The organism is Streptomyces sp. NPDC028298, assembly GCF_055565895.1.
The window spans coordinates 157676-184276 of sequence record NZ_JBVHTL010000008.1; the positions used below are offsets into that span (position 1 = coordinate 157676).

Here is a 26601-nt window from a genome sequence, read left to right on the forward strand (position 1 = left end):
ACCGGGCCGCCGCGAGCCCGCGCCCGGTCCGCACCCGGAAGGGCCGTGATCGATGAACGGCAGCGGCTTGGTCTTCTACATCCCCGGCGCCATCCTGCTCATCGCCCTCGCGATCAAAGTCCCCTCGCTGAGGGAGACATGGCGCGACCCCGCGATCATGCCCAGCAGCGCGATCCTGCTGATCGGCTCCGCCGTGTGCCTGTTCTCCGCGCCCCCGACGATCACCGCGGTCAACGCGTTCACCGGGATATCCAACTTCTCCGGACCGCTCGTGTACTGCGGCATGTCCGCGCTGAGCGCCGCCTACATCGTCCTGATGATCGTGTGGCGGGGCGGGCCCCTCCCGGAGGTCAAGCGGCGGATGCTCCTGGTGGTGGCCCTCTACACGGTGGTGATCATCGGGATCGTCGTGCTGTTCGCACTGGCCGACGCGCCCGTCGAGCGGACACGGGACCTGGACACCTACTACGCCAACACCCCGTACATGCGCGAAATGATCCTGCTGTATCTGGCGTTTCACACCCTCGCCACCGTCATTCTGACGGGCATGTGTCTCGGCTGGCTCCGGATGGTCACCGGAATCACCCACACGGGCCTGACCCTGATCGTGATCGGCAGTTGCTTCGACCTGTCCTACCAAGCGGCGAAGTACGCCTCCCTGGCGGCCCGTTGGACCGGCCGTGACTGGGACTTCCTCAGCACCGACGTGTCACCGCCGCTGGTCGCGCTCGCCGGCGTCCTGGTCGCCACCGGCTTCGCGCTGCCCCGCCTCGGCCCGCCTCTGGCGGACAACGCGCGCGCCTGGAACCGCTACCGGCTCCAGAAGCCGCTCTGGGCGGAGCTGCGCGACCTGCGGGGTTCGGCGACGGCGGAGTTCCGCTGGTGGACCTCGCCCGTGGTACGCCTGACCCAGCAGGAGATCACGATCCTGGACGGTGTCCTGGCCTGTGGGCCCTACCTGGACCTGGAGATCCGTGACGCCGCCTACGCCGAGGCACTTCGGCAGTCGGCCGCACCGGCGGAGTCCGGCCGGGCGCGGCAGACGGTGCTGGAGGACGCGCGGGTGGTGGCGGACGCCGCCATGCTGGCCGCGGCACGCATTCATGTGACGGAGCGTCACAGTGCTTACCGCACAACCGAGGTGAGCCTGCTCGAAACCGTGGAACGCCCCCACACCAGGGTCCGGCTCGCCCGGGCCATCGGGTCCTCGCCCATCGTCGCGGCGGCCCGTCGGCGCGCGGCCCTGCGCGACGTGCGGCAGGAGGGATCCCAACCGCCGCGGTCGTGAAGGTACGTTGTCTCCCCGCAGTTCGAACTTCGGTGCTCCTGGCGGCAACTGCCTGACAGGAGCCGTCACGGCCGGACGGCCGCCAGAAAGGGTGCTTCCGCCAATGCCCGAGAGAACGTCCGGTCGCCGGCCTGCCGCTCTCGTGATCGGAGGAGGGATGACCGGCATGCTCACGGCGGCCGTACTCTCCGGCCACGCGGACGTCACGGTCATCGAGTCCGACGTCCTGCCCCGACTGCCCGCCCCTCGCAAGGGACTGCCTCAGGCCCGCCACGCGCACCTGTTGTGGTCGGGTGGGGTGCTGGCTCTGGAAGAACTGCTGCCCGGCATCACGGATCAGCTCGTCGCTCGCGGCGCCCGCCGCGTGCCGATCATGTCGGGCATGGTCAGCAAGGCTCCCTCCGGACAGTGGTTCAGGCGGTTCGAGAACGCCCACCACGTCAACCTCGTGTGCAGCCGCGACCTGCTCGACTCGACGATCCGCGCCGAGGTCCTCCGGGGGTCCGGTGTGACCGTGCGCGAGCGGACCGAACTCCTCGCCCTCGAAGGCGGCTCCGGCCACGTGACGGGGGTGCGCATACGCGGCGCCGAGGGAGCGGAGACCCTGTCGGCCGACCTGGTCATCGACGCTACGGGGCGGGCGAGCCGCGCACCGGTCTGGCTGGCCGGCCTCGGGCTGCCGCCGGTCCAGGAGAAGGTCGTCGACGCCGGTGTCGGCTATGCGAGCCGGATCTACCGCGCCCCCGCCTCCACGGGCGAGGACTTCCCCATCGTCAACGTGCAGGCGGATCCCTCGCGGCCGCCGGGCCGGGGCGGCATCATCCTCCCCATCGAGGAGGGCCGCTGGCTCGTCACGCTCTCCGGCAGCAGGGGAGGCCAGCCCAGCCGCGAGAACGACGAGTTCGTGCCCTTCGCCCGTTCCCTCGCCCATCCCGTCATCGGCGACCTTCTCGCCAAGGCCGAACCACTCACCGATGTCGTCACGACTCGCAGTACGGCCAACAAGCGGCGCTACTTCGAGAAGGTGCCCGGGTGGCCGTCCGGCTTCGCCGTTCTGGGGGACGCCATCGCCGGATACAACCCGGTGTACGGACATGGCCTGACCGCTGCCGCGCAGAGCGTCCTGGAGCTCAGGAACGTGCTCGCGAGGCAGGACATCGGCTCCCCGGAGACGGCCCGGCTCATCCAGCGTCGCGCGGCACGCCCCGTCGGGCAGGCCTGGGATCTCGCCGTGGGCCAGGACGCCCTCTACCCGGGTGCCACGGACGAGGCGCCGAGCGGACTGGAACGCGCTGCCGCCAGGTTCATCGACCGCGCCGTCGACGCCGGGGCGCGCAACCCCCACGCCTTGCGGGTCCTCCTGGACGTCATGAGCATGGAACGGCCCCCCGCCCGGCTCCTCGCCCCCGACATGCTCTTTCGTGTCTTCCTCGGCCGGAAGAAGCCCCTGCTGGACGGCCCTCCGTTGACGGAGGACGAACGCAAGGCCGCGGGTCTCTGATCCATCCCGCGCGATAGTCTGATGATCATGGTTGATTGGGATCTTCGTCCGGCGTCGCTTCGGGACGTCGATGCGGTGGTCGAGTTGCGTGCCGTGGTGATGCGGCCGGATCTGGAGCGGCTCGGGCGCTATGACCCGCAGCGCGTGCGTCAACGACTGCGGGACGCGTTCGACCCGTCCCACACCTGGGTGATCGAGGTCGGCGGCAAGTTCGCCGGCTCCGTGGCCCTGCGTCCGGCGGAGGACGCCCGGTGGTTCGAGCACTTCTACCTGGCGCCGCATCTCCAGGGGTGCGGGATCGGCTCGGGCGTGCTGAGCGAGTTGCTGGAGCGGTGCGACCGCACCGGTGCCCGGGTCCGGCTGAACGTATTGCAGGGCAGTCCGGCCCGGAGGCTGTACGAGCGGCACGGGTTCGTGGTCGAGGCGGAGGATCCGGTGGACGTGTTCATGGTGCGGGAACCTCTGCCGGTGGGCTAGCGGGGGTGGCCGGGCCCGTGCCTATGGGCGGGACCCTGCCCGTGGGCGAGCCTCTGGCTGGGGGCAAGCCCGGGTAGGTGGCCGAGCCCGGGCTGGTGAGCGAGCCTCTGTTCGTGGCCAGGCCCGGGCTGGTGGGCGGGCCCGTCCGACGGGCAGGCCTGTAGGACGGGCGAGCCCAGGCCGGTGGGCGGGCCTGTAGAGGGGGCGAGGCCTGCCGACGGGCGAACCTGGGTGGGCGAGCCCGGGTGACTGGGGCGGGAGCCCGTTCTCGGGTCGTTCGGGCTCGGGCAGGCCCTTCGGCTCCCCCTCAGTAGGGCCGACCGGCCCTATTCGGTCCCGGTGCGGGCAGGGACGATGGCTGGATGTCCCAGGAAGACACGATTCACGAACTCGACCGGCAGGAGTGCCTCCGCCTCCTGGCGAAGGTCCCGGTCGGCCGCGTGGTGTACACCCGGCAGGCCCTGCCCGCGGTCCTCCCGGTCAACTTCTGCCTGGACACGGACGGCTCCGTTCTGTTGTGCACCTCGTCGGACTCGGAACTCGCCCGTGCGATCGACCGTGTGGTGGTCGCCTTCGAGGCGGACGAGTTCGACGCCGAGACCCGGTCCGGGTGGAGCGTCGTCGTCACCGGCCGCGCCACCCTCGTGACCGACCGCGCGGAGCACGAACGGCTGGCGCAGGTCGGCCCGACCTCCTGGATGCCACTGCGGAACGCGGTGTTCGTACGGATCGAATCCGAGATGGTCACCGGCCGGGAACTGAGGGGACCCGCCTGACCCGGTAGCCGTCGCGCAGACCTCACACCCCCGGCCCGTGGCTTCCGGCGCCGGCCAGTCCCTCCCCCGACCGTCTCCGCGTCCCGGCCCGGTGCTCCGGACGTCAGGTGATCATGTGCGGTGGAACCGCGAGTTCCTCCGTGGCCGACAGGCCCGCCAGCGTGGCCGGAACTCCGGCGGCGCATGCCTCGGCCACCTTGTCGATGAGCAGGTCGTAATCGGGGCCCGTCGTGCCCTCGTAGGCCTCGGTCATCCGGCCCCACTCGTCCCAGGGCAGCATTTCCAGCTTGCGGAGCGCGGCGAGGTCGCGGACCGCGTTGCCGCTGATCTCGGCGGGGCCCCAGGCGTGGTCGGTGCCGAGCACTCCGAACCGGGCCGGATCGATGAGGCCCTCGCGGTGCCGTGTCCACGCTTCGCCGCCCGTGAGGAACTCGCCCGGCGCGAGGTCGTCCGGGCGCTCGACGAAACCGTGGCCCAGGTGCTCGGTGTCGACACGTACCCAGCGCTGTTCGGCTGCGTGCCAGTACTCGGTGATCCAGTGGTCGAGTCCGCGCCCCTCCTGGAAGCACATGCCGAAGCCGCACCTGGCCCGGGAGGGGATGCCCCGTGCCCGCAGGAACGCGCAGGCGAGGGTGGCGAAGTGGCGGCATGTCCCCACCACCCGCGTCTCCGGTGTCCGGGCACGGTGGAGCGGAGCGGGATCCAACTCCGTCAAGGTGGCGACCAGTGCGCTCACCGGCCGGATGTTCTTCTCCGCGAGCCGCTCCTCGGGAACACCGAGGGCGGCGGCGTCGGTCGGCTGAACGACGAGGCCCTGTACGGCGGCGCACACCCCCACCGGGTCGTCCGGCAGGCCCCTGATGAGGCCGAGCTGGTCGGGGGTGAAGAGGGTGAGCGGACCAGGCCGGGCGTAGTCGAGCATGTCATCGGTCATGACGGGGGATCGTAGAACGCTGGTGTGACACCAGGAGGGAATCGCGTCCCGAACGGGAGGAGCCGGGATCCCTGCACGTCTACGCCAGCCGCGGCCCCTACCTCTGCATCCCGCCCGCGCACAGCCGCATGCCAGGCGGCCGGGCCTGGCGGATGGTCTCGACGGACCGGGCAGAGGTAACCCCGATCCATCTGCTCCCGCCCGACGCGGACGGGAGATGGTACGCAACTCCCGATGCACTGCGTGCATCGGATGCCATCATCGACGCCGGCGGCCGCATGACAGCCCTTCGCCCGCGTCTACGTACCTATCCCACACCCGGTACCACGTTGGAGGTCTACTTCCTGCCCGCCGCCGCGACCGACCCCGAGCGTGTACGGCGCCGCTGGTGGCGCAGACCGCGGCTGCCCCGTATCGAGGGAGGTGTGTTCCATCTGGACCACCGGGTGGACCAAGTGGTGGCCGCAGAAGACTCCGAGCCCGGCCGCTTCTATGCCGTCAGCGGCAGCCTGCTGACGGGATTCTCCCTGGAGTGGAAGGAAGAGTCCACGCAGGAGCCATCCGACAAGCCCGGCGACCGCGGCGCTAGCTCGGCGCCGCCGGAACTCGCTGCCGTACTGCACGAGGACAGCGAGAGCTATGACGCCGGCGCACGCATCCGGCATGTACTGCCCTGCCCGGGCGCAGGGATTGCCCTGTTCACAGATGACGGCGTCACCTTCATCACAGCTGGGTCCCGCTGAGAGCTGGGACCGGTGCCCTCCGTGCTCCGTCGCAACGCAGTTCCCGCTGCTCGCGCACGACACGTTGATCGGGTCATGTCGTCGCTCAACGGGAAGCCGGAGATCGGGGCGCGGCACCAATCCTGACATCCTTGATCGAGCTTCTGCGTGGCACGGTGGCAAGCCCCCGGAAACTCCCGGCTGTCCATGGGAGTCCGTGCGGCATCATCAGCTCTCCTCTTGGGCCGCAACCCTTTCTGCGGCGCGTAGTCCCTGCAGAATCGCGACATCCATGTTGATGTACGAGTAGGTGGCCAACCGGCCGGCCGTGTGAATGGGATTCCGGGACTGGCCGAGGAGTCGGTGTTCCAGCTCCCGCTGCGTCCGCTGGTTCTCGCCGACCGCGTCCAGAACCGGATAGTGTTTGGCCTCCGCGCCGGGGTACTCCCTCAGTACGAGAGTGCCGAGTCGGTCGTGCAGTTCGGGGAGTGCCCACTTAGTCTCAATGGACCGTGTCCACGCAAGGTTTGCAGAGGGTTCGTTGACGACCATCGCAGGTTGAGCGAGGGCGGTCTCCGGCAGGTACACGGGTTGCAACCGCACCCCTCTCCATTGAAGGGCACCGGGCTCACCGAGGAAGTCGTCCAGCGCGGACGTCACGATCACCGGCCGACCCGCTTGCGATACTTCCGGCAGATCCTTGAGTGTGATCCGGCATCCGAGGTGAACGACCGCTCGGCGGAGGAGTGCCTCGACGAGGCCCCCGTAACCTCGGCGGGGCCACCCCTGGTAGGCATCCCGGAAGAAGTCATGGCAACCGTCGTTCCGAAGCTCCACACGGCCCCTGGCAACGGCTGCCGAAAGGGTGCGCGGATGTCGCCCCCACTGCTTTTCCGTGTATCCGCGAACGCTCTCGCCGTACAACGTCGGCCCGAGCACGGAGACGCAGTACGACTCGAAGTCGGAATCGTCCACAGCTCCGGGCCGGTCTGCCAGCTCCAGCGCGATGTCAGTGAAGTCCGCCAACGCACACAACTCGGCCCTCTGCGGCGGCCACGAGACCAGACGGCCCCGAAGCCGCGTGAGGACGCGATGTCGATACGGAACGAATTCGACCGTACTCGAAACCAAGTCCCAGACAGAGCGGTGATCAGTGTGGAAGATATGGGCTCCATGAGGCTCGTAAGGGATGCCCCGGAACCACTCCGTACGTACATGACCGCCCACCACGTGCGCCTGTTCGTAGACCTCGACCGAGAACCCGCGTCGGGTCAGAAGCCAGGCCGCGGCCGCGCCAGCCAGGCCAGCGCCCACGATAGTTGCCGTGCCGCCCATCGCCGATAGTCAGCTGTTGAAGGTGTTTACCTGCACATTGCCGCCCTGGTGGTTCACCTGGAGGCCTGACGAATTGTCGATGCTGATCGTGTATTGCCCCTGCCCGGGGCCTGTCGGATCGAGAAGAGTCATGAGGTGCTGCGCCGCTTCCATAACTGCTGGGTCGTTCAGCGCTCCGCTCTCCTGCAGGGCGGCCGCGAGCGTCGTGCGCCCCCTCTCCGGGCTCTCGATGCACTCGTCGATCACGGCCTCCGCCCTACTGTCCCCCTTGAACCATCCCACAATCAGGCCACGCAGTCGGGCGTAAGCGTCTTGCACCGCCGCACTCGCCGTGTCTTGCAGCCCTTGCGCACCCCCGGCCACAAGGGCTCCTATCACCACTGATGCCGCCTCAATTTCCATGTGTGTTTCCCCCGTTGCCGCGAAGCCTTCGGTTCTGCCCGCAATGCTAGCGAGGCTCAGGCGACGAGGTACCCGGAGTGGAAGCTATCGCCGTGCGCTCCTGACGCGCTCTTGTGAGCCGCGCGCACCACCGATTAGCGTTGCCGCTACCGTGCGCGCCAGATACCTGGCAGCGTGCCAACGGCTACCAAGTGTCGAAGGCTCGACGAGCATGACGTCTGGAACGAGTAGGGCCCGCCCGGATTCTTCCGACGATGGCTACAAGGCGTCGTCCGTCAGTCCTGCCCCGCAGCCTCTTCCTTCCTCGGTACCTGTCTTCTCCGCGGACAACGCCCAGGGTGCCCAGGTCAATGGCTCGGGCGGCAACACACAGATCAACATCCACGGGGTTGCTTCGCGTTCGGATCTCTGGCCCGTCGTCATCGGCCCACTCCCTGCTCTTGCTTCGGCGTTTCAGCCACGCTCGCGGTTGCGGGACAGGCTGGCCACCAGGCCCTTCCCGGTCCCAGGCGTGGTGCCGACGCAGGTACTGGTTGGAGGTGGCGGTGCCGGCAAGTCTCAGCTCGCAGCATCGTTCGCCTATCGAGCGCTCGATCCGCAAGGCGACAGGAGAGACTTGGTCATCTGGGCGACCGCGGTATCGCGTGAGAGCGTCCAGTTGACCTATGCGGAAGCGGCACGTCGCCTCGCCATACCTGGCACCACGGGGGACGATGTAGTGCACGACGCTCAAGTCCTGCTGGCCTGGCTGACTGGCGGAACCAGATCATGGCTGGTCGTTCTCGACGACATTGCCGATATGCGCGACGTGGACGGCCTCTGGCCGCGCGGGCCTGGCGAAAGGGGCCATGTCGTCGCCACGACCCGGCGAAAGGAGCCCGCACTGAGCGGTGGAGCCAGGAGCGTAGTCGATGTGAGGACGTTTCGGCCGGATGAATCGGTAGCCTACGTGCGTCAGCGATTGTCTTCATCCGGGTTCGGCCACTTGTTGGACGCCTCGGTCGAAGACCTCGCCGAGGCACTGGGGCACCTGCCGCTGGCGCTCTCGCACGCGGCCGCCTACTTGATCCGCAAGCAGCGCTTCACCTGTGCCGACTACCTCCAGCGCTATGTCGAGGAGTCGGCGTCACTGGCAGAGCTATTGCCCGGGTGGGCGGATACCGAGGCTTACGGGCGTCCCGTCGCCGTAACCTTGACACTCGGTCTGGAGGCGGCTGACGCCACACCCCCTGCGGGCGCCGCCCGAAAGGTGCTGCAGATGGCCGCATTGCTCGATCCGGCGGGGCACCCGATGCGCCTGTGGGACACGCGCGCGGCAGCAGCGCACGCGGCACGAACCGATTCTTCCGGTGACGCCCTCTCCGAGCATTCTCCAGAGGACGTCTGGGAGACATGCCTTGCGCTGCATTCCTATGGCCTGCTCCATATTGACTCGGCCAGCGGTCCTCGCGCCGTGGGCGTCCACGCGGTGACAGCCCGCGCGGTGCGGGAGTCCGCGGATCCGGACGATCTCGGACAGGCTGCGCGGGCGGTGGCAGACGGGCTCACGGAGATCTGGCCAGCCCACACCTATGTCGATGCCGACCTGGTGGCGGTACTGCGAGCCAACGCCGAGGCGCTGTCGCGGGTCGCGGGGGATCATCTGTGGACGTCAGATCGGTTTGGGCTGCTTTACCGTGCTGGTGACAGCCTGTTCGACGCCGGCTTGCAGGCGGCGGCGATCGGGTACTGGACAAAAATGGCTGAAGCGGCCTCGTGCTTTCTCGGTCCCAACCGCCCCGAGGTGCTGGCAGCTCGAGGCAGGATCGGTCGAGCTCAGGGGCACGTTGGAGATCCCGCAGCCGCCGTGCGCACACTGCAGCAGGTAGCGGTGGAACAGTCCCAGCTACTCGGCCCGGAGCACCCCAGTACCTTAGCGAGCCTGCAGGATCTGGCCCGATGGCGAGGCCACGCTGGCGATGCGGGTGGGGCGCTGGCCGCGACGCAGGAGGTTCTCGCCACCCGGCAGAGGGTGCTGGGCCTCCTGCACCCCGATACCCTGGCGAGCCGGGCGACACTCGCCCGCTGGCGAGGTGAGACAGGTGACGCCACCGCCGCGGCGAAAGGTCTCGAAGAGGTCTTCGAAGACATGCTCGGCACGCTGGGCGCGGATCACCCCGCCACTCTCAAGGCTCGCAATGACCTTGGTTACTGGCGCGGGGAAGCTGGCGACGCGGCCGGGGCCGCCCGAGCGCTGGAAGCATTGCTCGAAGATCGCCTCAGGGTCCTCGGGCCGGACCATCCCGATACGCTCGACACGCGCAACAACGTGGGCTACTGGCGCGGAGAAGCCGGCGACAGTGCGGGCGCGGCACGTGCTCTCGAACAACTGCTGGTCGATCGGATGCGGATACTAGGCGCCGACCATCCGCACACCCTTGCCACCCGCAGCAATCTCGCGTACTGGCGGGGCAAGGCCGGGGATGCCGCCGGCGCCGTCGAGGCGTTCAGGGACCTGCTACGCGACCGGATCAAGGTTCTGGGGCCCGATCACCCGGACGTGCTCGACACCCGGGCGAATCTGGCCCGGTGGAGTGGTGAGGCTCACGGACCGACAGATGCTCCTGCCGCGTTCAAGGCACTGCTCGTCGACCGGCTGCGGGTCCTCGGTCCGGACCATCCGGACACCCTCACCACGAGGCACGAGGTTGCTCGCTGGAGCGGGCACGTGGGCGATCACGAGACCGCAGTGCGGGGCCTCGAAGGCGTGTTGCCTGACCGAGTCCGCGTCCTCGGCGCCGAGCACCCCGACACGCTGGCCACCCGGCACGAACTCGCCCGATGGCAGGCGGAGGCCGGTGACCTGGAGGCAGCTCTGACAGGACTGACGGCCGTGCTCGCGGACCGGCTGCGTGTACTAGGTGCCGAGCATCCGCACACGCTCGTCAGCTACGCCGAGCTGGGCCGGTGGCAGGCGGCGGTGGGCGACCTCGAGGTGGCTGCCTCCGCGCTGCGGAACGCTCTGGATGGCCGGTTGAGAATACTGGGTGAAAATCATCCGGAGACCCAGGCGACTCGGGCCGCACTGGACCGACTGCGCCAAGGCGGTGACCGTTCCTAGGCGAGCTGTGTGAACAGCTTGTCGAACAGTGAGATGCCGCAGAGGTACAGGGCCGTCGTCTCCTCCTGCGCTGAAGCGTGATGGGGCAGCATGGCTGTGAAGTGCAACGCGGCGTAGTACAAGGACTGGAGATACTGCAGCTCGTCGCAACTCGCCGCCAGCAGCTCCGCGACGCTGGAGTAACCCGGCACCACCTCCGGAACGAACTCGTACGCTGTCCCGTCCGTCCGGCGCAGCACGTACCTCCCGGCCATGACCGCCCCGTACCCGCCATCGACCGACTGGATGAGCTTTCCGTAGTCGTAGGTGATCGGCAGGAGGGGGCCGCCTCGGGGGTCGACCACGTCGGTAGCCCCTTCATGAACGAGGATGTTTCCGCAGTGCAGATCGCCAAATGTCATCCCGACCCGGTCGGGCGTCAGATAGGACACCAGGCGTGGATCACCGAAGACGCGGCTCAGGCAGCGTGACGCGCCCGGCAGCCCGATTCCGTTGATCGTGACGACATCCGCATCCATCAGCGTACGCAAGTAGGGGAACCTCCCGGCCTGCGAGCGGCGCAGTGCAAGACGCCGCTCGGTCAGCCGGTGTACGTGGGCTTGGCCGACGTGGAGCTGTGTGCGGCGAAATAACTCCATGTCGCTGTCTACGGCGCTCGCGATATGGCGTCCAAGCTGGCCAGTCGATTCACCGGCGAGTGCGAGGTCGTCCACGGTGGAGCCGTCGCCGAAGCGCTTCAGTAGAAGGAACGACAAGCCGGGTCCGGAGTGGCCGGTGATGAACAGACGTCTAGGCAGACCCCTTTGGGCCGCATTCTTGTACCACCGGATCTCGTCCCGCAGCGTGGGTGCACGCCCGAACTCCACCTTCACGACATACGTCTCGCCATCGGCATGGACGTAGTACAGCGTGGATGGTGTGTTGTGTGACCGCAACACTGACACGAGCCGGTCACCTAGCATCCCAATCAGGGCGGACTCTCCTCCGAAGGCGGGGCGCTGTGCCTGCTCCCGCAGCCTCGAGGACACAGCGGACAGTTCTCCGCGAGAGCGCAGCATGACGAATACCCCGTTTCCCCCGTGGACCATCGGCCCGACTACTGACTGCAGCTACTCGCGGCCCTACCGTCCGGCGCCCCGTACGAGTTCGACCAGATCAACGCGCCTCCGGGACGCCGACAGTCCCTCCGCCAGATCAGCTGCTGCGGCCCGGCGGCCGGGCTCCTCCAGAATCCGCCGCACACAACGTGAGAGCCCTTGCGCGGAGATGGGCAGGGACCAATGCCCGGCTAGAGGTGTAGACGGATGGACGGCGTCGTCGACCCGCCATTCGAGTGGGCGGCGGTACGCGGGGTAGAGCATCCCCGCGCCGTGCTCCTCGGCACGTACCGCCCACGCGGCCTCCGATGACGTCCAGGGTAGGCACAGCACCGGAACTGACCGCTCCAGCGCGTGCACCAAAGTGGTACCCCCATGGGTGATCACCAGGTCCGCCTCATCCAGCAGATCCAGATACCGTTGCGCTGGCACCATGCCCAGGAACGTCTCGCCGGTACGGAAGTAGCGGGCGTACCGTGCACCCCCCATCACGGCAAACTCCAGGTTGCGCTCGGCCCTCACCAGAGCTGCGAGAGCCCGTGGATAGGCGGAATCAGGCCGGTTGTTCCCCTCCGCCAGGTAGGAGACTACGAGCGGTCTGCGACGCGGTCGGCGTCGGGGTGGCGCCGGCGGCGTCATGACGGGACCGACGTACACGTCGTTTGCACGCTGCTGCACCGGGTCTAGTTCGGGACAGCTCGGGATGAGATTGAGGTCTCCCTCGAATGTCTCGCGTTCGTCCGTGTACGGAGCAAGGTTCCACTGTGCACGCGTGTGGTTAAAACTTCGTAGGCACTCCGGAAGCGGGCGGTCAGCGAGTTCCTGTACCTTCCACGCGCCGAGCGTGGGCCCAGAGCGTAGACCGTGAGCCATGGCAAGGGAGACCACTGGCACTCCAGCCGCCTCGGCTGCGATCCGGAGGGTGTCGTGGTAGTCATTGACGGCCACGTGGGGTCGGAACGCACGGAGGACCTCAAGCACTCGACCGGTGTTTGCCGTCACGAAATCTTGGTCGTTGAAGCCCAACGCAAGGCGCCGCTGTGCGTGCCGAAAGGCATGCGAGTACTGCGGTAGCCGCTTGGCCGGAAGCCGGCTCTGCGGACGGGTATCGACCTCGGCGATCTCCACCTCGGGAGTGAGCGCGCGTACCCGGGCGGCCTTCGCGCTACTCGAGATGATCAAACAACGGTCGCCGCGCTCTCGCAGGAGCGCGACCAGATGGGCCACCCGCGCCAGATGGCCTTCCCCGCCGTCCCAGAAGGACAGCAATATTCGCAAGGCTCACTCCCCCTATGCCGGTCGCCGGCTGACCGCTCACAGGATTCTGCCCGGATGTCACTGCCGTGTATTCATCAGCCGTGTTGGCGCTCGTGCCGCGCCAGGCCGCCTCCGGCGTGCTGGCTACGCCTGGGTATGCCGCGACGATCTACTCTGCGGCGAATGCGGTGTATACCGGCCGGTCTACGGCGCGAACGGTGAACTCCTGCTTGACGGCACCATCTTCTGACCGGACGGCACAGAAGGTCCGCCGCCAGGAGCAGGGCCACCGCCTCGTCAGAAGTCCTGCCGCCGGCGGCTTGCGAAACCAAGATATTCTATCCAGTATCGAACTATCACTTCCGGCGGCACCACAGCCGCCAGAAGCGACCAGCAGATCACGCGCCGAAAGGAGGCACTCATCATGCCAGCCGACGGCCCCCTCGAGACACGCTCACCGGCAACTACGGCCGGCACCGATGAGCATGCGTCCCCCGCTTCCAGGAACCACAGCTCAGACACCCTGTCGACACGCACTACGCCTCCAGGAGGAAGACGATGAGCGGCACCGATGAGAACGAACTCCTGGATGCTCAGCAGATCCATGCCGAGTTCGCACTCAGCCCTTCGCGCCTGAGCGAGCTGTACCGGGACCGCGACACGACCGGCTTCCCCGAGCCGGACGACGTCCAGGGCCGGCGGCGCTTGTGGAAGCGGCGCACCATCGGCCCTTTCCTCGTGGACTACCGCCAGGCGAAAGCCGGCCAGTCCACCGTGCGCCACAGCCTCCTCGATGGACCCCGGGACGAGTTGCTCTCGACGTCCGACGTGGCCAAGGCCCTCGGTCACAAGAGGACCGTCACCGTGCTGGCCTGGCTGAGGGACAAGCCCGGGTACTTCCCCGAGCCCGACGTCGCGGAGACGACCGAAGGCGGCCGGCTGCGCCGTCAGTGGTACCGGGGGACCATCCTCGACTGGGTCGGTCAGCGGCCGGGTCCGGGCAACACCCAGAACAAGGGCCGCTCCCCGGCGGCCGCGCCGGTGGAGGAGGGGAATCCCGAGGAGTTGCTGGACACCAAGCAGGCTGCGCCGATGCTCGGCTACAGCAGTCACCTGGAACTCAACCGTGCCATCGTCCGCGGCATGCTGCCGGAGCTTGCCGAGCCCGACGAGGTGGTGCGCAACGAGCGGGGCCTCACCAGCAACCGCTATGCCCGCCGGCGTGTGGCCGCCCTGGCGCGAGCCCGCCGTGAGGCGCCGTCCAGCCCCCAGCTGACGGAGCAGCGGCTGACCGCTGCGCGTGCGGCGTTCCGTGAGACCAGCGACCCGGACCGGGTCACCGTCGATGCGCTGGCTCAGGCGCACCCCGGTCACGGCAGCGCCACCACGTGGCAGAAGACGATCGATGAGGTCCGCCGCGAGGTCGGCCTGGCGGGCTGAGGAAGGAAGCCGCGGGAAGCGTCTCTGAGGAGGCTATTCTGGCGGTGTACGGCACCTGGCTGTGGGCTCTCTTCGTGTAGCCCCGGCGGGCCGGTGTGTCGGCCGATGGCCGGAGGAGGCTGTCAACCTCCTACCGGGGCCTCCGGGACCCGGGCCGGCCATCGCTTCAGCAGGTCCAGTACGGGCGAGAGGAAGCCGCCCGACAGCTGAACTAGCTGCGGCGCATGGAGCACAAAACGCAGTTCATGGACCTGGTCGCAGCCTGCACACAGTTCATCGTCACTGCGGGGAAGAATCGTGCCGAACATGCGCGGCGCCTTGCGACGACGCCGACCACGAGACGACCCCGCGGGCCTCGTACAGGTGCGGACATATTGGCGGACTGGTTCAAGGGCTCAGGCGAGTAGCGATGGAGCGGAGCGTTCCCGCTCACGTCCACGCCGAAGCCGTCCCGTCCGACCCGATGGAGGCCCGTCCCGCCAGTCTGACGATCCTCGGCTGCCTTTTGTGCGCCTGGGGCCCACGCAGACCACTCGGGCAGAGTCGAAAACCAGCCATATTTTGTCTGACGGCCGCTAACACACTCCACCTCCGGGGCACATGAAGCACGCAGGAAATCCATGCGGCGCCGGGCCGCCAGGCCCCCGCCCGGGGACCGTTGGGGCGGCACGAGGTTCCACGCCAACACCTCACGAGCGCATCGAATCTTTGTGCTGGTCTGTGTGTCCTGCATAAGGTGGAGCCGCGCATGACGTGGAACCTGACCAGTTTCGTGTTCGCGCATGTCATTCGGCGGCCGGGGGAACACCGTCGCTCACGGGGATGGGTTTATTTGCCATGCCGTCATACGGCTTGGCGCATGTATCGATGCGGTTGGTTCAGCGTGCTTCTGAGCAACCCTCAGGATCGGAATCATCGCTCCCCTTTCGTTCGACCGTTCCTCGGGCTCGTACCCCCCAGAGAACGCAGAAAGGGATGCCTTCTTGCACCCCAGACCATGGTTCCGGCTACCCGCGGCGCGAAGATCGCGGAAGCGCACCTCCGCCGTCACCTCAGCGGCTGCGCTGGCCGTTCTGGCCGCTCTCGCGGTGCAGCCCGGCTCGATCAGGCCCAACAGCGAGCCGGTAGCCGACTCCTATCCCTGGTACGACGACACCACTGCCGAGCAACTGCGCCAAGACCAGTGCCTGATGGCCGACGTGCTGCGTCTCGGTGGCCCGTCGATGGCCGCGACCGCCCAGGACGGCCTCAACCAGGCGCCCGACAAGCTCCACGTCCTGGCCGACCGCAAGAACTGGGAACGGACACCGCTGGCCGTCGCGTACAACAACGACCGCAACGCGGCGGGCAAGGAGATGGACGCCCTTTCCTCTCAGCGCGACGGGTGGAAGAAGCCTCTGGACGGTCTCGCGACTCCAGGCGGATTCACCGACACCGACTTCCACCAGCCGCCCGACGGCGACAAAAGCTTCTACTCCCAGACCGGCCTGTCCGCCTGGGTCGCCGACCGGTTCTGGAAGACCGACTCCGACTTCTACGACGACGCCACCCCGAAAGCTGACGACACGACCCTCAGGGCCGTCGACCAGATAGGCAACCCCCTCTACGGGAAGGACCCCAACCCCACCGGAACGACGCAGGCGGAGTGGAACCGCGCGCTCGCCGAGCGCAGCGCTTTTCAGTGGATGCACGGGGGTCCCGCGGCGAACGCCGGCACGGACGACGCCCGTCTCTTTCTGTCCTCCGGTGGTTTCCCGCACAGTGCGCCGCAGCCGGGCACGGCGGAGTACCGCATAGCCGTCGAGGACGTGAAGTCCCGCTTCGCCGCGTGTGGCTGGCGGGATCCGCTCGACCCGGACGGCGTGCTGGGCGACATCACCTCCACAGCGGCCGGCGAGTGGCAGCAGGAGGTCACTTCGCAGGCCGCGCAGCGCAACCAGATCCTGGGCGCGAACAAGGACGCGGTCAACGCCCTTTCCAAGGGTGCGAAGGCCTTGAGCGACATGCTGGGCCAGTCCTGGAGCGCCGACCGTCTCACCCGGTGGCAGGACTACTGGATGCCGGGCGGTCTGGGCTGGGTGGGCGACAGCCCCACCGTCATCGAAGTGCACGCCGCGAAGGACAAGTGCCTCGACGTCCAGGGCGGTAAGAAGGACAACGGCACGCCGGTCCAGGTCTACACCTGCAACGGCTCGGCAGCGCAGAAGTGGGTGCTCCTGGGCAGCGAGGACAAGCTGCACCTGCAGAACGTCAACTCGCTCAAGTGCCTGGACGTGGCCGGAAACGACACGGCGAACGGGACGAAAATCCAGATCTCGTCGTGCAAGGAGTCCACGTCGCAGACCTGGGCGTCCGAACTGCGCGGCGCCACCAGCCTGAAGAGTGTCGGCACGGGCAAGTGCCTGGACCTGCACACCTTCGACAACGGCAACGACGCCAAGCTCTACACCTGCAACGACAGCGCCGCGCAGCAGTTCGACATCAAGCCGTCCGGCCACAACGGCACCGGACAGCTGGACTACCCGGACAAGGCGCAGTTCGACAAGGCGAAGGCCGGTGTCGCCGCGGCGCAGGCCGGTGCGAAGAAGCAGCTCGCTGTCCTGAAGGCCCAGCTGGCCGCCGTGCAGAAGGCTTCGGCCACCTCGGACACGGCTGTCCAGGACGCCTACAGTATTGCTGACGCCAATGGTGCGCCGCGTGGGCGTGGTCTGCTGGTCGGGCAGCAGAAGGACCAGGTCACCAAGGGGGCCGCTGCCGCTCTCGCAGCGCTGGTGAAGGCGGGTGAGACGGCCGAGGCTGCCACCCGTGCCTCCGCCGAGGACAGTGCGACGCTCGCGCAGCGGGCGCTGGCACAGGCCGCCCAGTCGAAGGCGGAGTTCCGCAAGAAGGCCGCCGAGACGGCCGAGCTTCAGGCGAAGGCCGCAGCCGACGCCGCCAAGGTTCACCGGGACAACGCCAAGAAGGACAAGGAGACCGCGCAGGCCAGGCTCGCCGACGCACTGAAGGCCGAGGGGGACGCCAAGGCGGCGGCCGCCGACGCGCACGCCAAGCGGCTTGCGGCGGAGGCCGAGGAGAAGACGGCCAAGGCGGAGAAGGAGACGGCCGCCGTCAAGCGGGCCGAAGCCGCCAAGCACAGGAAGAACGCCGAGTCCGAGGCAACGAAGGCGAAGGACGCCAAGGACAAGGCGGAGACCGCGGAGAAGACCGCCGGGGACCGGCGCGACGACGCGGTCAAGGCGAAGGACCACGCCAAGTCCATGCGCGACGACGCCTGGGACGCCGAGCAGAAAGCCGACGCCGCCCGCGCCAAGGCCGACGCCAAGGACGCCTACGCCGACTCCCTGGATTCCGGTGACGCGGCGACCGCGGCCCGGGCTGCTGCGAACGACGCGGACGCGGCGGCCGACGACGCCGAAACTGCCGCGGGCAAGGCTCGCTCCGAGGCTAACGACGCCACCAAGGCGGCAGCCGACGCGGATTCTGCGGCCACCCGCGCCGAGGCCGCTGCCAAACGCGCTCGCTCCGACTCTGATGCCGCCCAGGCTGACAAGCTGAAGGCCGACGCGGCCGTCAAGACCTCCACCAGCGCGGTCGCCGATGCCATCAAGGCCTCCAAGGATGCCTCTGGCGAGGCCAAGGCCGCGGTCAAGCTCGCCGATGAAGCCGAACAGCACGCCAAGGATGCCAAGACCCAGGCCAAGGGTGCCAGCGCGGAGGCCGTCAAAGCAGTCGCAGCCTCGGCGAAGGCCGCCGGCTACGCCTACGTCACCGCCCAGGCCGCCATCGACGCCGGCGCAGCCGCCAAACGGGTCGCCGACCCGGCCAACGACGCCATCCAGCTCGGCTCCGCCTACGTCGACACCGACTCCGCCGCGGGCCTGGTCGTCCTGACCGGACAGGGCTCGAAGTCGATCGCCGACCAGCAGCAGGCGGTCGCCGAGGCGCACGCCACGAACGCTGCTGCCGAGGCCCAGGCCGCCAAGAACCTCGCCGACCAGGCCAAGGGCGACTCCAAGGAGGCGTACCAGCACGCGGCCGGCGCCGCCGGATACGCGGCGGACGCCCGCACCTACTCCAAGGACGCCCTCGGCTACGCAGCAGGCGCAGCCAAGGCCGCCTCATCCGCCGCGGCCTCACTGGCCCGCACCATCGACTACGACACGCAGGCGACCACCGACGCAGACGCCGCCGACACGGCAGCCGGCAATGCCGAGGGCTATGCCAAGGACGCCCGCGACAGCGCCGACGCAGCCGAACTCGACGCCTCCGCCGCCCGCTCAGCGGCCGCCCAGGCCGAAGAGGACGCCAAGGACGCCCGAGCAGCCGCCACTCGCGCCGACACAGCCGCGACCGAAGCCGAACAGGCGGCCAAGGACGCCAACAAATACGCCGAGGAAGCCCAAGAAGCGGCCGACAGGGCCGAAAAGGCGGAGAAGGCGAAGCAGATCAACGACGGAACCGTCCCCGACGAGAACGGCCACTCGATCGGCAACGTCTTCCACGTCATCGACCACATCGAGAAGATCGGCAATCCGGAGGTCATCAGCAAGAGCGGCGGCTGCGACCACTGGTGGGACCACCTCGCCTACAGGGGCAACTGCACGATCACCTCGAAGATCAAGTACAAGGCCGTTGTCGACCTGTACCTGTGCAGTGCCGAGGGCATCGACCCGCAGAAGCTCATGTGCCCGACCGAGGCCACAACGTATCTCGGCGAAATCACAACCGACGAACAGTCCCAGGAGGTCACGCACACCATCACGATCGCCGAGTGGCAGGACGGCGTCGATCCCATCGACATCCTCTTCGGCAGCTGGATCAAGTGCGCCCAGAAGTTCACCTCCGGGTTTCAGAGCGGCAGCTGGACCGGATGCGCCTGGGCATCCCTGGACGTCGCAAGCCTGTTCATCGGCAAGCTCATCGCACCCATCGCGAAAGCAGTGCGCGCCGTGGACGCCGCGTTCGTCACCGGCATCGGCGTCCGGGAAGCGTTCAATGCGCTCAAGGCCATCGAGGGCATAGACACGGCGGCAGTCGCGGCGATCGAGAGGGAGGTCGACCTCTACGAGGAGCTTGTGACCTCGTGCTCGCGCAACAGTTTCCCGGGCAGCACGCAGGTGCTGATGGCCGACAGGACACGCAGACCGATCGAAGACGTCCGCGTCGGGGACCTGGTGCTGGCCAGCGACCCTGGCTCCGGCAAGACACGACCGGAGCCGGTTACCGACACCTTTCGGCATGACACGAACCGTCTGGTCGACATCACCCTCGCCGGCGATAACACGCTGACGAGCACGACCGGACACCGTGTCTACGTGGCTGACCGTGGCTGGGTCCACGTGTCCGACCTGCGCGTCGGGGAAAGGCTGCGGGCAGCCGACGGCTCCCTGCGGACCGTGACCGTCCTGAACGACCGGCTCGGCATGGCCTCTGAGCGGGTCTATGACCTGACCGTCGAGGATCTGCACACGTTCTACGTGCGCTCCGAGGGTCCGCACGCGGCGGATCTGCTGGTCCACAACTGTGTGAGTCTGAGCGATGAAAAGCTCTTCCCGGAATCGGGTGCCCACACCCTTTCGAGGCACGTTGAGCGCTCCCCGGCAGGGGCTGTCGAAGACGCCGAGGAGAACCTGCGCAAGGGGCTGGCCCCGATCAGCACACTGTGGACCAACGCCGACATTGCACAGCAGGCCGTGGACCGGACCCTCGCCCAGTACTTCTTCCCCAACGGCAAAAAGAACACCGCCCGACGCGCGGCCTTGGACAACTTCTTGGCCAAGCGGGGACAGTGGGCCCAAAAGACCGAGTTCGTGATCACCGGCAAGTGGACCAAGTATGAATCGCTGGGCACCGTGTACAAGGCAAATGGCCCCGCTGAGGCCGCAGGGAACGGGGTGCGAGTGGTCCTAAAGAGGCTTCCGGGCAAGAACGGCCACGACGGCTTCATCGTGTTCGATTCGTATCCGTTGCCCAAGTAAAGGCACCCAACGCCCCAACAGGCACACGGTGTGAACGGCTTGAATCCACCACGGGTGGGTCCGTCCCGCAAAGGGACGGACCCACCCGCCAACGTCACTCGAAGGCAGGACACAGCACCATGGCGAGACAGCGTGAGCAGTACGGCATTCTCTACGAAGGCGACTTCGGCCTCAGCGCACTCGCCGAAAAGCTGTCCGAGACGACTGGATCGCCCGACGAGGCACAGAGACTGCACCTCGCGTCCGTAGTCGCGACTGCCGCCGAGGGCGAGGGTGCGGTCGAGTTGGGCATCGACGTGCACTGTCTCCTGGACTCCGCGTTGCCGGACGACATCATCCGCACCGCGTGGCTCGCTGCCACGCGCGGGCGCTTCGATCCGGCGGCGTGCGAGTCGGGCGTCCGAGGCTGGCTGGGCCGTCTCGCCGAGCGCTGGCCGCAGATCGAGCGCAGGAACGCACCCGGACACAGCGATGCCCGGCCGGACATCAAGGAGGAGGAACTACGTACGGCAGTCATCGCGGAGATCCGCGCATCGGCAATGGCGATCGACTCAAGCGCTGCCAGCAGCGACCAGGCCGCACTGCCGGCCAGCTCGGTCGCCGAGTCGCTGGAGGCCATCGCCCGACACGGCGACGGGGACCTCGGACTCCGGCTGTTCCTGCGCGTGTTGAAGGCCTACGACGTACCGGTCGGCAAGGAGCAGTACGACCGTCTCATGGCCTTGGACACCGTCCTCGGCTTTCCCGGACCGCTGGTGTACGACGGCCTGAACGTGCTCTGGCCCCCCATCGATACGGCGCGCAGCGATGCCTCGGGCGACTTCGGGCTCTCCGCTCTCACGTCGTGGTTCGAAGGAGACTGGCAGGAGAGCACCGCACACGAACGTGTCCGCCATGCCGCAGCCGCCGACGACAGTGCACAGACCCCGGGCTCGGCAGCGGCACTGCTGCTCACGGACGCACGCCGCCTGCGCCATTCCGCTCTGCGCACCGAGACGATCAAGGTGCTGTGGCTGTCCGCCACGGGCCGCGGCTACAACATCGACCACCTCGGTATCAACGCGCGGGACTGGCTCCGGATGATCGAAGGCATCTGTGAAGAGCGCCTGAGAAAGATCGCCTCCCAGTACCGCCCCGCCGAGCCACTTGACCGGAGCGACCTGCGGAGCGCCGTGCTACAAGCCGTCCGGGAGGCTGCACCGCTCCTGAAGGATGCGGTCATCAGCCCACACTGGGAACCGATTCCCGGCGCGAACGCGCTGGCCGCCGTCGAGGAGGTCGTCACCGACACGGATGCCGACCTCGGATTCAGGCTATTGCTGCGGTTGCTCGACCAGGTGTCCCCGTCTCTCACTCTGGAGCAGTACAGCCACTACCAGGCACTCGGCAGGCGGTTCGGCTACGGCGAGGACCACGTCACCGAGAAACTGGAACACCTCGTTCAGCAAGGCTGACCACCGGGCGGCGAGAGCGGGCATGTCCGCCCCACCCACTCGGTCAGCGGCTGTCCCGGCCCGCAGGCATCCTCTGCTGCCGTCTCTGCACGCCGGCTGGACTGACGCTGAAGATCCAGCAGTTCCGGGACGGGCAGTTTCAGGGCGGCCCCCAGCCCGGCCACCGTCCTGGCCGTCGGAACAGGGGCACCGTCCTTCAACGCTGCAAACACCGTGGTACGGGCGATGCCGACCCGCGCGACCAACTGCGCCTTGTCCAGACGCGCTTCGGCCAGACCATCCTGCAGACGGCGCCTCAATTCCGCCAACGCCTCATCCGGGCCCATGTATCCGTGCACCCCGCAGTCCCCCAACACCTCAGTGTCCGCAATCGTTCATCATCGTCCGATCCGAACCCCGACGTACTCCAAAACCGGCACAACGGTCGTGTCAACATCCCGCTCGCCCATGGGAGCCTGCCATGACCATCGTCCTCGTCCTCCTCATCACCACCCTTGTGATCACCCTGGCGCTGCTGGCCGCGATGACGACCGGGATTCTCGCCCGCATCGACGGCGCCACCTACCCGGCCGCCTTCATGCGGGGTGCCGCAACGTTCACCACCGTCCTCACACTGGCCAGCGCCGTCACCGCCGCACTAGCCGCGGCGACCCACTGAGCTGGCTCTGGCGAACCATCCCGGCGCATGCGGGTAGCAGATGAGCCGGTGGAGAAACAGACGGATGCGGGGAGGACCATCCCCGCGGGTGCGGGAAGTAGCGCTGGCAGGACCTGCAGACGTGGGCGCAGCCGGGACCATCCACGCGGGTGCGGGGAGCAGCTGGGGGCCCAACTCGCCTACAAACCACCGGGTGGGGCCATCCCCGCGCGTGCGGGGAGCAGGCTGAATGACCTGCAGCTTTACCCGAGCCGTAGTCGATTTCTGGGCACTTTCATTGATTCCGACATAAAGCTCGATTCGCGCGATCTGCCTGCCTCCGTAGAAGCCTCAGTAGCTCGAAGCCCCGCTCCACAGACGATAGTCCGCCCCTAGAAGCCAGGACGGCGCGGTGGCAACGCTGTTGGGAAAACAGGGGAACGAGCGCTGTCGGCCCTGCCGACTACCTGGACACCTCCGTCGCCGAGCAAGCCGTTGCCGCAGCGGCCCCTGGTGGTCGCGCAGCACCCTGACGGCGAGCCCGGGTGCTCAACGAACTACGGCCCACCGGAGCCGCTGCCGGAGATGCCCGCAGACCTTCGAACGCTCGCCGTCGACGCCCTGAATCGAGTAGTCGCTGAGCTTTCTGAACTCGTCGAGCTGTGGGGTGAGACCGCGGATGGGCCGAAATGGCGTCAAGGCATCACCCGCCTCCGCGATGTCCTCGACCCTCCGGTCCCACCACAAGAGGAAGTCCTCTTCGAGATCTAACTGGTGACCTGCAGTCACGGGCCGCAGAAGTTGAGTCAGGAGCCATGCTCGTGAGCGACGCCAGCCGGGTCGGAGCGAGAGAGGGAGGTCTGTCGGTGAAGGAGTCGCGTCCGATGGGGTTGACCTTCGCGAGGGGGCGGACGTCGCCTTCCGCTGGGGACTCATGATCGTAAATGCGGTCGGCTCGCTGATAAGCAGGCTCTGGTCGTTCCTCGGCGTCCGGGTGTCACTGCGGCCGGTGTTCCGCGTGTGCCTTGGTCCACTACGGTTCCCTGGCGGGACTGCCGAGGGGGCGGTCGTCGATCAGGAGTCGTCATGCTGCCGCAAGTCGGTCTGTACTACCCGTTCATCCACTTCCGCGACGAGCGATGGCTGTAGATGGCCGCTCTGTACTGGCGAGAACTGGCGCGAGTTGTGCCGGACGGCTACCGGTTGTCGGACTCGCGGACCGCCCGCGTCCTGAGTGAAGAACTCGGTTTCATCCAGCCAGTGAATCCAGCGGAACCCGCTCGGCAGGTGGCGCCCATGTTCCTCGAAGTCCTCACCCGTCATGCAGAGGCCTTACACGCTGCGGGCTACGGTGTGTCGCTGGCGTGGGACGACTGGGACCACCGTGCGAGGAATCCTTTCGATCCGGCCTCTCCGCCCTCGTTCGGGCACGGGTCGAGGCGCACCCACGGCGCGGGACCGGCACGCCCAGGCGTCGCAGCCGCCTACTGGGAGGAGTTCACCCCCGAACTGCGAGAGGCGCTCGTGGACTCCGGGTTGGCAACCGATGTGCGGCGCAGTCCGGGGCTTCAGGATCGGCGTTCCCTCGCGGACGGTCGCTGGATGGCGATGGATGCGGGGCTCGCCTGGGTCTACAAGTGTGCGTTCATCGAAGTACTCGCCCGCCAGGGCCGGTACACGCCCACGACGGACCAACCCGACGCGCACCTGGCGTCGGCCGGCTGGGATGCCGACCGGGTTGCCCAGACCTTGCTCGGCACCACGGCACCGGCAGTGACTGCCCGGCCGGACGACTTCGCCGACGCGGTCGGCCTGTTGGCCGTCCGCCTGGCCGTGCCGGCCGGACTGGACAACGTACCAGTCGAGAAGATCGTCAAGCTGCGGGAGAATCACCGCGACGAGTTCGCCGCATTCAACGCCGCCCTGTCGCAGACCGTGGACGAACTGCGCCAGGAACTCGCCGGGGTGACGCTGGCGGTGGCGCGTGAGCGCTACCTGCGGATGGCAATAGAGGACCGTTTCCATGCTCCCTTGAGGACCTTGCGCGACGCAATGAAAGCACAAGGCCTCAGCACGGCGTACGGTCTGGCCAACGTCAAATTCGAAATGCCTTCCGTGGTGGGCGCCTTGGGTTCTGCGGTCGCTGGCGGCTTGCTCGGCCAGCCTGCGGTGGGTACAACGATCGGTGCGGCGCTCGCCGTCGTGAACGCCCGCCACACGCACAAACAGCAGGTCAAAGAACTGAAAGCCGGGAATCCCGCCGCCTACCTGCTCTCGGTGCAACGGGGCCTCCAGCCACGGTCCCTCCTACGGAGGATCACCCGGCTCGCCTGACCGGGCACACCGACCAAACCTCCGCCACCCTCAGTCTTCCGCGTTCCGGCGGAAGCTGTGGATGTACAACATGGCTCACCACACCATCTGGACCAGCAACGGCACGCGCACCCTTCTCCATCAACCGCCCGGAGTCTCCTGGCCTTACGCCTCCACTAAGGAAGAACTGCGCTTCCTGCCCGCACGTGACCGCTGGCAAGCCACGCTCAGCTCGCGGCTCCAGAGCATCTCACCGAGGGAGCGCACCCAGGTCAAGGTCCAGACCAGGATCCTCGCCAGCGCGCTCACATCGGGAACCGTCGACCTCGCCTCGCTGGCCTTCGCTTGCGCCTTGAATCGCGTGCGCACGCACAGCCTCGCTTCCTTCCCCTACGACAGCTCCGACCTCGACCACAGGTACGACCTCATTCGCGTGTTGACCCTTGCCAGCGGCCTCGCCCGCACAATCGGCCTTTCGCACGCCCCCAACCACGGCCTCGCCCTTGACGTCAACCTCGACCTCGACCGCCCCGGCGCTCATGCCCGCGCCAGCAACCTCTCCAACGCACGTGCCCTCAAACTCGCCCACGACCTCGCCCGAGTCTTCGACTTCCATCTCGGTACACCCCTCGACCTCGCCGGCAACGGCACCCAGCCCGGCGCCCGCGACCGCGCCGTCGCACTCGCCCGCGCCCTCGAGCGCAACCTCGATCTCGTCAATGCCCGCGACCTCGCCCTCACTCCTAACCTCGCCCGCGACCTCGACCTCGTCCACGCTCGACACCTCGACCGTGAACTCAACCGAGCGCTCGCCCCATCGCACAACCACGACCTCTACCGCGTGCTCGCCGAATCCCTCAACCTCGACCGTGACCTCGACCGAGCGCTCGCCAAGTCCCTCGACCGAGCCTCCAGCAACGGGCGGGGCTCCGATCTCGACCTGGACCCGGGCTCCGATCTCGACCTGGACCCGGGCTCCGATCTCGACCTGGACCCGGGCTCCGATCTCGACTTGGACCCGGGCTCCGATCTCGACTTGGCCTTCGCTCTCGATCTTGGCCTCGACCTCGCCATCGACCTGACGCACGCCCTTGGCTCCGACACAGAGCGGCGCAACGCCGGAGGGACGGAGATATTGTTGGCGGCCTTCCGTATCTTGTTCAGCGTTGGGAAGCCGCGTTCACCCCAAGGCCAAGCATCCGTGCTCAATGGATTCGACGTTCTCCTGACCACCGAAGGAGCCAATTCCGTCCTTTTGGCGCAGCGGGAATCAGAAGATCCGGCCAGCCTTCTGCGCCAAGCCCTCTTTCGTCTTCCCCCATCACACAACGGTGGCCCCCATCAGGGATTGCTCGAGGCAGTACACGAGCTCGTGAACGGTTCCCTCGATCATCTGACTGCGCTACGTAATCGAACGAGTCCCGCGAACTCCCAAACGCTGGCCTGTACCCGTACGGCTCTGCTGATCGCCACCGCCGTTCTGCGCAGGACGGGCCACGAGCACCATGCAGCGACTCGGCTTCTGCATCTGACCTGGCTAAGCCTGACTACATACTCTCAGTCCAATCCTGACCGACCGTCTTCCAATCAGATCCTCCTGATCGCTCGTCGTTCCCAGCCCTGACAACCAGAGTTACTTCGGCACGGGAGCAGTTGACGTGCTGCCGGCGCGCCTATGAACGCCCGACGACCATCCCCCGGAGGCGCGGAAAGCAGAAGCTGACCAAGGAAATCCCCGCAGGCGCGAAGCAGAGTTGCGGTCAGTCATCGGTCCCGGGACCATCCGCGCGGGCGCGGGGAGTGAGGTGATCTTGCCGGCCTATCCCATGAGGTACGGACCATCCCCGCGGGTGCGGGGCGCAGGAAGTGTCGGTTGCACACCGACAGACA

19 protein-coding genes are annotated in these 26601 nt (G+C 67.6%); 13 read left to right on the top strand and 6 right to left on the bottom strand.

The features are described 5' to 3' along the window. Positions 1-52: 52 nt before the first annotated feature. From ACZ4TO_RS31345 to ACZ4TO_RS31360, 4 genes are all read left to right on the top strand, one after another. Complete coding sequence (locus ACZ4TO_RS31345) at positions 53-1288, top strand: MAB_1171c family putative transporter (RefSeq protein ID WP_468025984.1); 1236 nt, start codon at positions 53-55, stop codon at positions 1286-1288. 103 nt (positions 1289-1391) lie between these two features. Beyond that, positions 1392-2789: an FAD-dependent oxidoreductase gene (locus tag ACZ4TO_RS31350; RefSeq protein WP_468025985.1), complete on the top strand. Its 1398-nt coding sequence runs from the start codon at positions 1392-1394 to the stop codon at positions 2787-2789. 27 nt (positions 2790-2816) lie between these two features. Beyond that, the gene (locus ACZ4TO_RS31355) at positions 2817-3266 is read left to right on the top strand and encodes a GNAT family N-acetyltransferase (RefSeq protein WP_468025986.1); all 450 of its coding nucleotides are present in this window, start codon (positions 2817-2819) and stop codon (positions 3264-3266) included. Positions 3267-3628: 362 nt separating this feature from the next. Beyond that, complete coding sequence (locus tag ACZ4TO_RS31360) at positions 3629-4042, top strand: pyridoxamine 5'-phosphate oxidase family protein (RefSeq protein WP_468025987.1); 414 nt, start codon at positions 3629-3631, stop codon at positions 4040-4042. Between the two features lie 103 nt (positions 4043-4145). On the opposite strand, the gene ACZ4TO_RS31365 is transcribed toward ACZ4TO_RS31360, so the two are convergent. Further along, entirely contained in the window at positions 4146-4976 is an 831-nt protein-coding gene (locus tag ACZ4TO_RS31365) for a transglutaminase-like domain-containing protein (RefSeq protein ID WP_468025988.1), read from the bottom strand. A gap of 329 nt (positions 4977-5305) precedes the next feature. Here ACZ4TO_RS31365 and ACZ4TO_RS31370 point away from each other — a divergent pair, with 329 nt between their 5' ends. Next, positions 5306-5719, top strand: coding sequence for a hypothetical protein (locus tag ACZ4TO_RS31370; RefSeq protein ID WP_468025989.1), 414 nt, complete (start codon positions 5306-5308; stop codon positions 5717-5719). Between the two features lie 207 nt (positions 5720-5926). On the opposite strand, the gene ACZ4TO_RS31375 is transcribed toward ACZ4TO_RS31370, so the two are convergent. Both ACZ4TO_RS31375 and ACZ4TO_RS31380 read right to left on the bottom strand, forming a co-directional pair. Beyond that, entirely contained in the window at positions 5927-7033 is a 1107-nt protein-coding gene (locus tag ACZ4TO_RS31375; RefSeq protein WP_468025990.1) for a UDP-galactopyranose mutase, read from the bottom strand. 9 nt (positions 7034-7042) lie between these two features. Continuing rightward, complete coding sequence (locus ACZ4TO_RS31380; RefSeq protein WP_468025991.1) at positions 7043-7435, bottom strand: hypothetical protein; 393 nt, start codon at positions 7433-7435, stop codon at positions 7043-7045. A gap of 511 nt (positions 7436-7946) precedes the next feature. Between ACZ4TO_RS31380 and ACZ4TO_RS31385 the strand changes: the two genes are divergently transcribed. Then, positions 7947-10535: a tetratricopeptide repeat protein gene (locus tag ACZ4TO_RS31385; RefSeq protein WP_468025992.1), complete on the top strand. Its 2589-nt coding sequence runs from the start codon at positions 7947-7949 to the stop codon at positions 10533-10535. On the opposite strand, the gene ACZ4TO_RS31390 is transcribed toward ACZ4TO_RS31385, so the two are convergent. Both ACZ4TO_RS31390 and ACZ4TO_RS31395 read right to left on the bottom strand, forming a co-directional pair. Next, entirely contained in the window at positions 10532-11479 is a 948-nt protein-coding gene (locus tag ACZ4TO_RS31390; protein ID WP_468025993.1) for a phosphotransferase, read from the bottom strand. The two genes, ACZ4TO_RS31385 and ACZ4TO_RS31390, sit on opposite strands and share 4 nt — an antisense overlap. A gap of 177 nt (positions 11480-11656) precedes the next feature. Next, complete coding sequence (locus ACZ4TO_RS31395) at positions 11657-12910, bottom strand: glycosyltransferase family protein (RefSeq protein WP_468025994.1); 1254 nt, start codon at positions 12908-12910, stop codon at positions 11657-11659. Between the two features lie 537 nt (positions 12911-13447). On the opposite strand from ACZ4TO_RS31395, the gene ACZ4TO_RS31400 reads away from it, so the two are divergent. From ACZ4TO_RS31400 to ACZ4TO_RS31410, 3 genes are all read left to right on the top strand, one after another. Continuing rightward, positions 13448-14329: a hypothetical protein gene (locus ACZ4TO_RS31400; RefSeq protein ID WP_468025995.1), complete on the top strand. Its 882-nt coding sequence runs from the start codon at positions 13448-13450 to the stop codon at positions 14327-14329. Positions 14330-15519: 1190 nt separating this feature from the next. Continuing rightward, entirely contained in the window at positions 15520-20307 is a 4788-nt protein-coding gene (locus ACZ4TO_RS31405; RefSeq protein ID WP_468026144.1) for an RICIN domain-containing protein, read from the top strand. Between the two features lie 119 nt (positions 20308-20426). Continuing rightward, on the top strand, positions 20427-21761 hold the full coding sequence (locus ACZ4TO_RS31410; RefSeq protein ID WP_468025996.1) for a hypothetical protein: 1335 nt from the start codon (positions 20427-20429) through the stop codon (positions 21759-21761). Here the strand turns inward: ACZ4TO_RS31410 and ACZ4TO_RS31415 are convergent. Then, positions 21749-22099 (bottom strand): hypothetical protein, encoded by a 351-nt coding sequence (locus tag ACZ4TO_RS31415; RefSeq protein ID WP_468025997.1) that lies wholly within the window; start codon positions 22097-22099, stop codon positions 21749-21751. The two genes, ACZ4TO_RS31410 and ACZ4TO_RS31415, sit on opposite strands and share 13 nt — an antisense overlap. 122 nt (positions 22100-22221) lie before the next feature. Here ACZ4TO_RS31415 and ACZ4TO_RS31420 point away from each other — a divergent pair, with 122 nt between their 5' ends. From ACZ4TO_RS31420 to ACZ4TO_RS31435, 4 genes are all read left to right on the top strand, one after another. Further along, on the top strand, positions 22222-22419 hold the full coding sequence (locus ACZ4TO_RS31420; RefSeq protein ID WP_468025998.1) for a hypothetical protein: 198 nt from the start codon (positions 22222-22224) through the stop codon (positions 22417-22419). A 564-nt stretch (positions 22420-22983) separates the two neighbouring features. Continuing rightward, positions 22984-23169 (top strand): DUF4259 domain-containing protein, encoded by a 186-nt coding sequence (locus ACZ4TO_RS31425; RefSeq protein ID WP_468025999.1) that lies wholly within the window; start codon positions 22984-22986, stop codon positions 23167-23169. 378 nt (positions 23170-23547) lie between these two features. Then, positions 23548-24732 (top strand): DUF6236 family protein, encoded by a 1185-nt coding sequence (locus ACZ4TO_RS31430; protein WP_468026000.1) that lies wholly within the window; start codon positions 23548-23550, stop codon positions 24730-24732. A 70-nt stretch (positions 24733-24802) separates the two neighbouring features. Beyond that, a complete protein-coding gene (locus ACZ4TO_RS31435; protein WP_468026001.1) occupies positions 24803-26335 on the top strand; it encodes a hypothetical protein in 1533 nt (510 codons plus the stop codon). The last annotated feature ends 266 nt before the right edge of the window (positions 26336-26601 follow it).

Coding starts and splice junctions, on each gene's coding strand:
- ACZ4TO_RS31345 (WP_468025984.1), top strand. CDS start 53: ATGAACGGCAGCGGCTTGGTCTTCTACATCCCCGGCGCCATCCTGCTC.
- ACZ4TO_RS31350 (WP_468025985.1), top strand. CDS start 1,392: ATGCCCGAGAGAACGTCCGGTCGCCGGCCTGCCGCTCTCGTGATCGGA.
- ACZ4TO_RS31355 (WP_468025986.1), top strand. CDS start 2,817: ATGGTTGATTGGGATCTTCGTCCGGCGTCGCTTCGGGACGTCGATGCG.
- ACZ4TO_RS31360 (WP_468025987.1), top strand. CDS start 3,629: ATGTCCCAGGAAGACACGATTCACGAACTCGACCGGCAGGAGTGCCTC.
- ACZ4TO_RS31365 (WP_468025988.1), bottom strand. CDS start 4,976: ATGACCGATGACATGCTCGACTACGCCCGGCCTGGTCCGCTCACCCTC.
- ACZ4TO_RS31375 (WP_468025990.1), bottom strand. CDS start 7,033: ATGGGCGGCACGGCAACTATCGTGGGCGCTGGCCTGGCTGGCGCGGCC.
- ACZ4TO_RS31380 (WP_468025991.1), bottom strand. CDS start 7,435: ATGGAAATTGAGGCGGCATCAGTGGTGATAGGAGCCCTTGTGGCCGGG.
- ACZ4TO_RS31400 (WP_468025995.1), top strand. CDS start 13,448: ATGAGCGGCACCGATGAGAACGAACTCCTGGATGCTCAGCAGATCCAT.
- ACZ4TO_RS31405 (WP_468026144.1), top strand. CDS start 15,520: ATGGCCGACGTGCTGCGTCTCGGTGGCCCGTCGATGGCCGCGACCGCC.
- ACZ4TO_RS31410 (WP_468025996.1), top strand. CDS start 20,427: ATGGCGAGACAGCGTGAGCAGTACGGCATTCTCTACGAAGGCGACTTC.
- ACZ4TO_RS31420 (WP_468025998.1), top strand. CDS start 22,222: ATGACCATCGTCCTCGTCCTCCTCATCACCACCCTTGTGATCACCCTG.
- ACZ4TO_RS31425 (WP_468025999.1), top strand. CDS start 22,984: ATGCCCGCAGACCTTCGAACGCTCGCCGTCGACGCCCTGAATCGAGTA.
- ACZ4TO_RS31430 (WP_468026000.1), top strand. CDS start 23,548: ATGGCCGCTCTGTACTGGCGAGAACTGGCGCGAGTTGTGCCGGACGGC.
- ACZ4TO_RS31435 (WP_468026001.1), top strand. CDS start 24,803: ATGGCTCACCACACCATCTGGACCAGCAACGGCACGCGCACCCTTCTC.